We start from the raw sequence: 5,862 nt of genomic DNA on the forward strand, positions 1-5,862 counted from the left end.
TGGCGGGCAGGGTGAGGGTGAGGGCTGCCGCGGCGACGATGCCGACCACGGATTGGGACCTCAGCCGGGGCCGGGGGCTCAGTCGGGATCGGTTGGCGGACGGGGGTGGAGAGAAGGGCACGGTGGTCTCCCTGCTGTCGAGAATCGGTGTGACCCAGAACATATGCCCATTCGCGGTGGAGCGGAACCGGACCGACGACGAACCCCGGTCACCCGCCCGGGTTCGGGGCGGGCGACCGGGGTCGATGTCGTGCGGTCAGAGCTCCTCGATGGTGGCCGTCGCGTGCACGGTTTCGAGCTTGCGCGGGTTGCGCACCCGCAGCGACCAGGCCGGATCGTCGGCACCGGCACCGCGCCGGGCGTAGATGCCCAGTTTCGCCGGCAGGATCACGGGCTTGCCGAACTCGACCGAGTAACGCGCCCGTTCGGGGATCGCCCCTTCGACCACCCCGAGCAGTGTCGCCGCCGTCCACATCCCGTGCGCGATGACATTCGGGAACCCGAACGCCTTGGCGCCCACCTTGGAGACGTGGATGGGGTTGCGGTCCCCGGACACCGACGCGTACTCGGCGATCAGTGACTCGGAGACCGACTTGACCACGGTGGGATCACCGATCTCCGCGGCCGTGGGCGGCTCGGGCTTCGGCGGCCGCGGCGCGTCTTTGGGCGGGGTGAGGGATGTCCTGCGCTTGGAGAGCAGCCCGGACCTCTGGACCCAGGCCGGCTCGTCGTGGTCGCCGGTGCGGATCTCGGTGACGATGTCGATCAGCAAGCCGGCGGGGTGTTCGCGCAGGTTCTCGGCCCGTGCGCGGATCGACAGCGCGTCGCCCACCCGCAGCGGGCGGTGGGATTCGATCTCGTTGGTCAGATGCACCGAACCCATGGCCGGCACGGGGTAGGCCGGGTCCAACATGAGCTGCATGCTCAGCGGGAAGGCCAGCGTGAACGGGTAGGTCAGCGGCAGTACGTCACCGAACCGCAGGTCGCAGACCCGGGCGTAGGCGGCGAGGTTGGCCGTGTCCACGCGGACGCCCTCCACCTCGACGCCCTTCTCCGGCATCGACTTCCCGTCGCGCCTGCCACCCACCACGGGGGCCGAGCCGACCGCGGCCTTGGCGTACTGGGCGAGCAGGTTGGGGATGGCGGGCAGGCGGGTGTACTCAACCGCGCCACCTGACGACGTGTTGTCCACCGCGATCACGCGCCCAGGAGGGACTGGCCGCACACGCGGATCACGTTGTCGGTGACCGCGGACGAGGCGGGGCTGGCGAAGTAGGCGATGGTCTCGGCCACGTCGACCGGCAGGCCGCCCTGCTGCATGGAGTTCATCCGGCGGCCGGCCTCGCGGGTGGCGAAGGGGATGGCGGCGGTCATCTGGGTCTCGATGAAGCCGGGGGCCACGGCGTTGACGGTGATCTTCTTGGACGCCAGCTCGGCGGAGGCGCCGTTGACGAACCCGATCACACCCGCCTTGGAGGCGGCGTAGTTGGTCTGACCGCGGTTCCCGGCGATGCCGGCCATGGAGGAGACACCCACGACGCGTCCGCCCTCGGTGAGCACGCCCTTCTCCGCGAGCTCGGCGGTGATCCGCTCCGGGGCGATGAGGTTGACGGCCATGACCGCGTCCCAGCGTGCGGCGTCCATGCCGGCCAGGGTCTTGTCCCGGGTGATACCGGCGTTGTGGACGAGGATGTCCACGACGCCCTCGTGACGCTCCTGGACGTGCTTGGCCAGGACCTCGGCGGCGTCGGCGGCGGTCACGTCGAGGGGGAGCGACGTGCCCCCCACCTTGTTGGCGGTGGCGGAGAGCGACTCGCCGGCGGCCGGGACGTCGCAGCAGATCACGTGCGCCCCGTCGCGGGAGAGCACGGCGGCGATCTCCGCACCGATGCCCCGGGCCGCGCCGGTGACCACTGCGACCTTGCCCTCGAGGGGGCGGTCCCAGGAGGCGGGGGCGGTCGCCGCGCCGGCGCCCACGCGGAACACCTGGGCGTCGACGTAGGCGGACTTACCGGAGAGGATGAAGCGCAGCGTGGACTCGAGGCCCGACGCGCCGGTGTCGGCGTCGGCGGAGACGTAGACCAGCTGGACCGTGGTGCCGCGCTTCATCTCCTTGCCGAGCGAGCGGGTGAAGCCCTCGAGCGCGCGCTGGGCGATGCGCTCCTCCACCGAGCCGGTCTCCTCCGGTGGGGTCCCCAGAACGACGACGCGGCCGGAGGCGGCGACGCGGCGGACGACGGGGTTGAAGAAGTCGAACAGTGCCTTGAGGTCCTCGGCGCGGCGGACGGCGGTCGCGTCGAATACCAGGCCAGCGAACTTGCCCTCGGCGTCCGCCCCGGCCAGCTCGTAATCCGACTCCAGGATCGCGCGGACCGGTTCGACGAGGCGGCCCTCGCCCCCGACGAGGACCGGGCCGTGGAGGGCCGGCTGCCCGGCCTCGTAGCGGCGGAGCTGCTCGGGCTGCGGGAGGCCGACCTTGCCGGCGATGAACGACCCGGGGGCCGAGGTCACGAACTGCGAGTAGAGGTCGAGGTTGCCCTGTGCCATGGCGATCATCTCCTGGAGAGGTGCGGTCGTACGGGTCGACAAGTAACTTACCGCTGAGTAACAATACTCGTCGGGCCGCGCTACGGGCCACCGGATACCGAGATAAAACGGGAGTGACACACGTGACCACCAGCCCCCGCAAGGTCGCCATCGTCGGCGGCAACCGAATCCCCTTCGCCCGATCGAACGGCAAGTACGCGGACGCCTCGAACCAGGACATGCTCACCGCGGCGATCGACGGCCTCGCGAGCCGTTACAGCCTCCAGGGTAAGCGTGTCGGGATGGTCGCCGCGGGGGCCGTTCTCAAGCACGCCCGTGACTTCAACCTCACCCGCGAGTCGGTCATCGGTTCGGTGCTCGACTCGTCCAGCCCGGCCTACGACGTACAGCAGGCGTGCGGCACCGGCCTGGCCTCGGCCATCCAGGTGGCTGACGCGATCGCGGTCGGTCGCATCGACGCCGGTATCGCGGGCGGCACCGACACCACCTCCGACGCCCCGCTGGCCGTCAACGACGACCTGCGCAAGATCCTCATCAAGGTCGCGTCGGCCAAGAGCGCGATGGACCGGGTCAAGCTGCTCGGCGAGATCCGTCCGCAGTCGCTGGTCCCCGAGCAGCCGCAGAACGCCGAGCCCCGCACCGGCCTGTCGATGGGCGAGCACGCGGCCATCACCGCGCGGGAGCTCGGCGTGACCCGCGAGGATCAGGACGCACTCGCCGCGGCGAGCCACCGCAACCTCGCCGCCTCCTACGACTCCGGTTTCCAGGACGACCTGGTCACCCCGTTCCTCGGCGTGCCGCGTGACGACAACATGCGTCCCGACTCGTCCGAGGAGAAGCTCGCGAAGCTCAAGCCGGTGTTCGGCAAGCGTGACGCCGAGGCCCACGGCACCGAGGCCACCATGACGGCCGGCAACTCCACGCCGCTCACCGACGGCGCCTCGGCGGTCCTGCTGGCGAGCGAGGCCTGGGCGGAGGAGAACAAGCTCCCGGTCCGTGCCTACCTGGTCGACTCCGAGACCGCGGCGGTCGACTTCATCCACGGTCACGACGGCCGCACCCCGGACGGGCTGCTCATGGCCCCCACCTACGCCGTGCCGCGTCTGCTCGAGCGCAACGGCCTGACCCTGCAGGACTTCGACTACTACGAGATCCACGAGGCCTTCGCCTCGCAGGTCCTGGCCACGCTCGCGGCCTGGGAGTCCGAGGAGTACTGCACCGAGCGCCTGGGCCTGGATTCGGCGCTCGGGTCGATCGATCGCAGCAGGCTCAACGTCAACGGCTCGTCGCTGGCGGCCGGGCACCCGTTCGCCGCCACCGGAGCCCGCATCCTGGCCGCCACCGCCAAGCTGCTGGAGGAGAAGGGCTCGGGCCGCGCACTCATCTCGATCTGCGCCGCCGGCGGTCAGGGCGTCACGGCGATCGTCGAACGCTGACCCCGGCGCCGACCGGGTCGGCACCCGGCTGGTTTTCCTGAGTGCAGCCCCCGCGTACGGCGCGGGGGCTGCACTCATCGGTACCGGTCCGTCATAGTGGACGCCACAGTGGTTCGGGTGGGACATCCCCGGTCGGCGCCCCGCCGGGTCGAGAGTCCCCGCTCGTGAGGAGGCGTGAGAACCAGTGGACGAATCCACCACCACCGGTGACGCCGGCCCCGCCCGGCCTGTCGTGCTCGAGGGAGACGGCCCGCATCCCGCGGCCGCCGACCGGCGACGTTACCGCGTGCGGTCGAGGTGGATCCACGCCGGAGTCGGTGTGTTCATGGGGCTGGCGGTGCTCTACGGTTTCGACCTCGTCCACAGCATCGGCCGGGTGCCGCGCGGTGCGGAGGTGGCCGGGATCCAGGTCGGCGGCATGCGCACGGCCGACGCCGAGCAGCTCCTCATCCGTGAGCTGGGCCCACGGGTCGACGAGGAGGTCGACCTCCGGGCCGGCGTCGTGTCGACCACCCTCGATCCTCAGTCGGTCGGGTTGTCCGTGGACTGGCAGGGCACCCTGGACCGCGCGGGAGAGCAACCCCTCAACCCCGTCACGCGACTGATCAGCCTGGTGTGGTCCACCGAGGTGGGCATCGCGAGCGTGATCCCCGACGCGCGGCTCACCGACTTCCTGGAGAGGCTCGCCCTGCAGGCGGACTTCGAACCGCGGGAGGGCGCCATCTGGTTCGACCGGGACGAGGTCCGCTCCGCCATCCCGTTGGACGGCCAGCGCCTGCGGATCGAGAGCTCGCGCGATGCCGTGCTCGCCCACTGGCTCGACGACGACGGGGTCGACCTCGTCGTCGACTACACCCCCACCGAGACGCAGGCGGACCAGGTGCGTGCGCTCATCCGCGATGTCGCCGAGCCCGCCGCCGGGCGTGACCTGACGTTGCTGGCCTCGCGGATGCGTGAGGACGGGACGGAGCCGCCCGTCACCACCGTCACGACGCGGTTGCCGGCCCCGCCGCCGCCCCCGGGAAGGGACCGGGCGGTTCCCGCCGAGCGGGAGCTGACAATGGTCGACCCCGACGACCCGCACGCCGTTCCCGTCCTCTTCCCGCGTGACCGGATCGGCGAGTACCTGACCTTCGTGCGCGACGGGGCCGTGCTGGAGCCCCGGTTCGACGCGGATGCTGCGAAGGGGATCCTGGAGCCGCTGATGGAGGAGACCGAGCAGGAGGGGCGGGACGCCACGTTCTCCTTCAGCGGATCGACCGCCTCCGTCGTCCCCGCCGTCCAGGGGCGCACCGTCTCGTGGGGTCCGCTCCTCGGTGCGCTCCCGGGACAGCTCACCGACATGCAGGGGCCGCGCGTGCTGCCCGTCGCCTATGTGGGTCGGGACCCGGAGGTCACCACCGAGGAGGCCGAGAGGGCCGGGATCCGCGAGCCCGTCGGTGAATTCACCGTGGCGGTGGGCGCCAGCGGACGGGCGCAGTCGATGATCGCCTCGCTCGCGGGGCAGTTCATCCCTTCCGGCGAGACCTTCTCCATGTCCGATGTCACCGGTGTCGTCTCGGGGGACGTGTCCGCCGACGCCGTGGCCACGGCGCTCTTCAACGCCGCGTTCGAGTCCGGGGCGCAGGGGCTGGTCAGGACGGGCCGAGGTGTCGACGGGGCGCAGTTCCCCGCCGGGCGCGACGCCACCGCGTCCGAGGACGTGGGCTTCCGCAACGGGCAGGGCACGGGTCTGGTGATCGACGCCTCGGGTAGTGGCAGCTCGGTCACCGTCCGGCTGTGGGGGACCCGCGAGTACACGGTGCGGATCTCGACCGCCCCCCGGGCCGACCTCCGCCGCGCCGAGACCCGCGTGGTCACCAGCCCCGGGTGCACACCG

At 71.4% G+C, this 5,862-nt stretch carries 4 protein-coding genes; 2 read left to right on the forward strand and 2 right to left on the reverse strand.

Annotated elements, in window-relative coordinates; translation table 11 throughout:
- Positions 1 to 256 precede the first annotated feature (256 nt).
- Both G6019_RS12310 and G6019_RS12315 read right to left on the reverse strand, forming a co-directional pair.
- Complete coding sequence (locus G6019_RS12310) at positions 257 to 1,201, reverse strand: MaoC/PaaZ C-terminal domain-containing protein (RefSeq protein ID WP_309230221.1); 945 nt, start codon at positions 1,199 to 1,201, stop codon at positions 257 to 259.
- Entirely contained in the window at positions 1,198 to 2,547 is a 1,350-nt protein-coding gene (locus tag G6019_RS12315) for a 3-oxoacyl-ACP reductase (RefSeq protein ID WP_194305691.1), read from the reverse strand. Before G6019_RS12315 ends, G6019_RS12310 begins: the two co-directional genes overlap by 4 nt.
- Positions 2,548 to 2,669: 122 nt before the next feature.
- On the opposite strand from G6019_RS12315, the gene G6019_RS12320 reads away from it, so the two are divergent.
- Positions 2,670 to 3,983 carry an acetyl-CoA C-acetyltransferase gene (locus G6019_RS12320; RefSeq protein WP_182613114.1) on the forward strand — a complete coding sequence of 438 codons (1,314 nt, stop codon included), beginning with the start codon at positions 2,670 to 2,672 and terminating at the stop codon, positions 3,981 to 3,983.
- A 184-nt stretch (positions 3,984 to 4,167) separates the two neighbouring features.
- On the forward strand, positions 4,168 to 5,862 hold a 1,695-nt coding region (locus tag G6019_RS17730), incomplete at its 3' end, for a peptidoglycan binding domain-containing protein (RefSeq protein WP_182627703.1).

The sequence above is a fragment of the Dietzia sp. DQ12-76 genome (assembly GCF_014145045.1).
GTDB lineage: Bacteria > Actinomycetota > Actinomycetes > Mycobacteriales > Mycobacteriaceae > Dietzia.

Excerpts from the sequence above, each read along its gene's own strand:
- G6019_RS12315 (WP_194305691.1), bottom strand. The coding sequence starts at position 2,547 with ATGGCACAGGGCAACCTCGACCTCTACTCGCAGTTCGTGACCTCGGCC.